Consider the following 2,336-nt stretch of genomic DNA (forward strand, 5'->3'; position numbering starts at 1 on the left):
CTGCCTATCCTGAAATTTGCTCTGCCTGTATACTATATTATTGCGTGCGCGGAGGCTTCGTCTAACCTCGGACGCTACGACGGCATTCGCTACGGCTACAAGACCGCGCACTACACAGGCACCCACGACATGATCTGCCGCACCAGAAGCGAGGGCTTCGGCGAGGAGGTCAAGAGAAGGATTCTTCTCGGAACCTACGTTCTCTCCGCAGGCTACTACGACGCTTACTACAAGAAGGCTCAAAACCTGCGCGGCACTATCATCAGCGCATTCAACAAGGCGTTTGAGCAGTGCGACGTGATTCTCGCGCCGACTGTTCCCATGACCGCCTTTGAAAAGGGTCACGCTACCTCCGACCCGATCGAGACCTACCTCACCGACATCTGTACCGTTCCAGTCAATATCGCGGGACTGCCCGGCGTGTCCGTACCCTGCGGCTTCAACGCAAAGGGTATGCCCATCGGCATGCAGCTTATCGGCAAGAGCTTCGGCGAGGCTCAGATTCTCAACGCCGCCTACAAGTACCAGCAGGCGGCTCCCGATAAATTCATTGATACAAAGTGGGGTGTGAAGCTGTGAAATACGAGTTGGTTTCGGGTTTTGAGACCCACATTGAGTTACAGACAAAGACGAAGATTTTCTGCGGCTGCACCACGCAGTTCGGCGGCGAGCCGAATACCCACTGCTGTCCGGTCTGCATAGGTCTGCCGGGCACGCTTCCCGTGCTCAACCGCGAGGTCGTGCGCTACGCTATAAAGGCAGGACTTGCGGTTCACGGCGAGATCGCCGAGGTCGCCAAGATGGACAGAAAGAACTACTGCTATCCCGACCTGAGCAAGGCGTACCAGATCTCGCAGCTCTACGCTCCGCTCATCATCGGCGGCTACGTCGAGCTGAGCAACGGAAGAAAGATCCGTCTGCACCACATCCACATCGAGGAGGACGCCGGAAAACTTATCCACCGTCACGGCGACACCTACGTAGACTACAACCGCGGCGGCGTACCGCTGATCGAAATCGTATCCGAGCCGGATATCCGCTCTATCGACGAGGCGAAGGAGTATGTCGAGAAGCTGCAGCAGGTAATGCGCAGCATCGGCGTTTCCGACTGCAAGATGCAGGAGGGCTCGATGCGCTGCGACGTAAACATCTCCGTACGTCCCGAGGGCAGCGATAAGTTCGGCACCAGAACCGAGATAAAGAACATGAACTCCATCACCAACATAGCGAAGGCGATGGAATACGAATATGACCGTCAGGTCGACCTGATCGAGAGCGGCGGCAAGGTGGTTCAGGAGACCCTGCGCTACGACGATGCGAGCGGCGCTACCTCGTCAATGAGAAGCAAGGAGGACGCTCACGACTACCGCTACTTCCGCGACCCCGACCTCGTGACTATCAACATTTCGCGCGAGGAGGTCGAGGAGCTCAGAGCCCAGCTGCCCGAGCTGCCAGCCGAGAAGTGCAAGCGCTATATCGACGAGCTCGGTATTCCCGAGAAGGACGCTCAGCTGCTGACGAAGTACCGCCGTATCAGCGAGTATTTCGACGAGGCGATCGACGGCGTTAAGTCTCCAAAGACCGTGTCCAACTTCATCATCGGTCAGATTTTCCGCAGAGTCGAGACAGAGAACGACAAGGAAGCGTTCGCTGTCAGCACAACTCCCGCTCAGCTCAACGAGCTTGTCAAGCTGCTCGACAGCGGCAAGATCCGCAATAACCTCGCCAAGGCGACGCTCGAGAAAATGCTCGACAGCGGCAAGGGCGCGCTTGAGTTCATCAGCGAGAGCGACATGGGCGGCATGGACGACAACGCCCTGCTCGAGCTGTGCAAGGCGGCGATCGAGGGCAACCCCAAGGCTGTTGAAGATTTCAGGAACGGCAAGGAGAAGGCAATAAAGGCTCTCGTCGGCAACGTAATGAAGAACAGCCGCGGCAAGGCTGACGCTCAGGCTGCCGAGGCAAAAATCAAGGAATTAATAGGTTAATTATTAGACGCCGCGTGAAGGTTCTGCCTTCGCGCGGTTTTTCTTACATTGACAATTCGTCAACTCGGTTGTATAATAGAGCTATAATTTTATGAAAGCGAGGAGATTTATAGTGAAAATTATAAAGACCTTTACAGCCTTATCTCTTTCGGCTCTGATCGCGTTCTCAGCCGCGGCGGCTGTTTCGGCAGCGGAGGACGATTCCTACGCCGGCGCTCAGGTCATCAACGTCAGCGCGGCGGATCTGCGCGACGGCGCGCAGTGGGCGATTCAGTCCGCTCTCGATAAGGCGAAAAATCAGGCTACAGCCTCAAATCCCGTGACCGTAAAGGCGGCGGCAGGCAGCTA

3 protein-coding genes are annotated in these 2,336 nt (G+C 56.3%); all 3 read left to right on the top strand.

The genetic code is table 11. The features are described 5' to 3' along the window. The coding region (locus KQI64_RS01305; protein WP_253289141.1) for an amidase family protein at window positions 1-579 on the top strand (579 nt) is incomplete at its 5' end. Next, on the top strand, window positions 576-1,988 hold the full coding sequence (gatB, locus tag KQI64_RS01310; RefSeq protein WP_216522974.1) for an Asp-tRNA(Asn)/Glu-tRNA(Gln) amidotransferase subunit GatB: 1,413 nt from the start codon (window positions 576-578) through the stop codon (window positions 1,986-1,988). The genes KQI64_RS01305 and gatB, both read left to right, overlap by 4 nt. Window positions 1,989-2,100: 112 nt before the next feature. After that, window positions 2,101-2,336 (top strand): hypothetical protein (locus KQI64_RS01315; protein ID WP_216522975.1); only part of this gene is annotated, 236 nt, incomplete at its 3' end.

Origin of the sequence: Lachnoclostridium sp. MSJ-17, from assembly GCF_018918205.1 — a bacterium.
In the GTDB taxonomy this organism is placed as follows: domain Bacteria; phylum Bacillota; class Clostridia; order Oscillospirales; family Acutalibacteraceae; genus Ruminococcoides.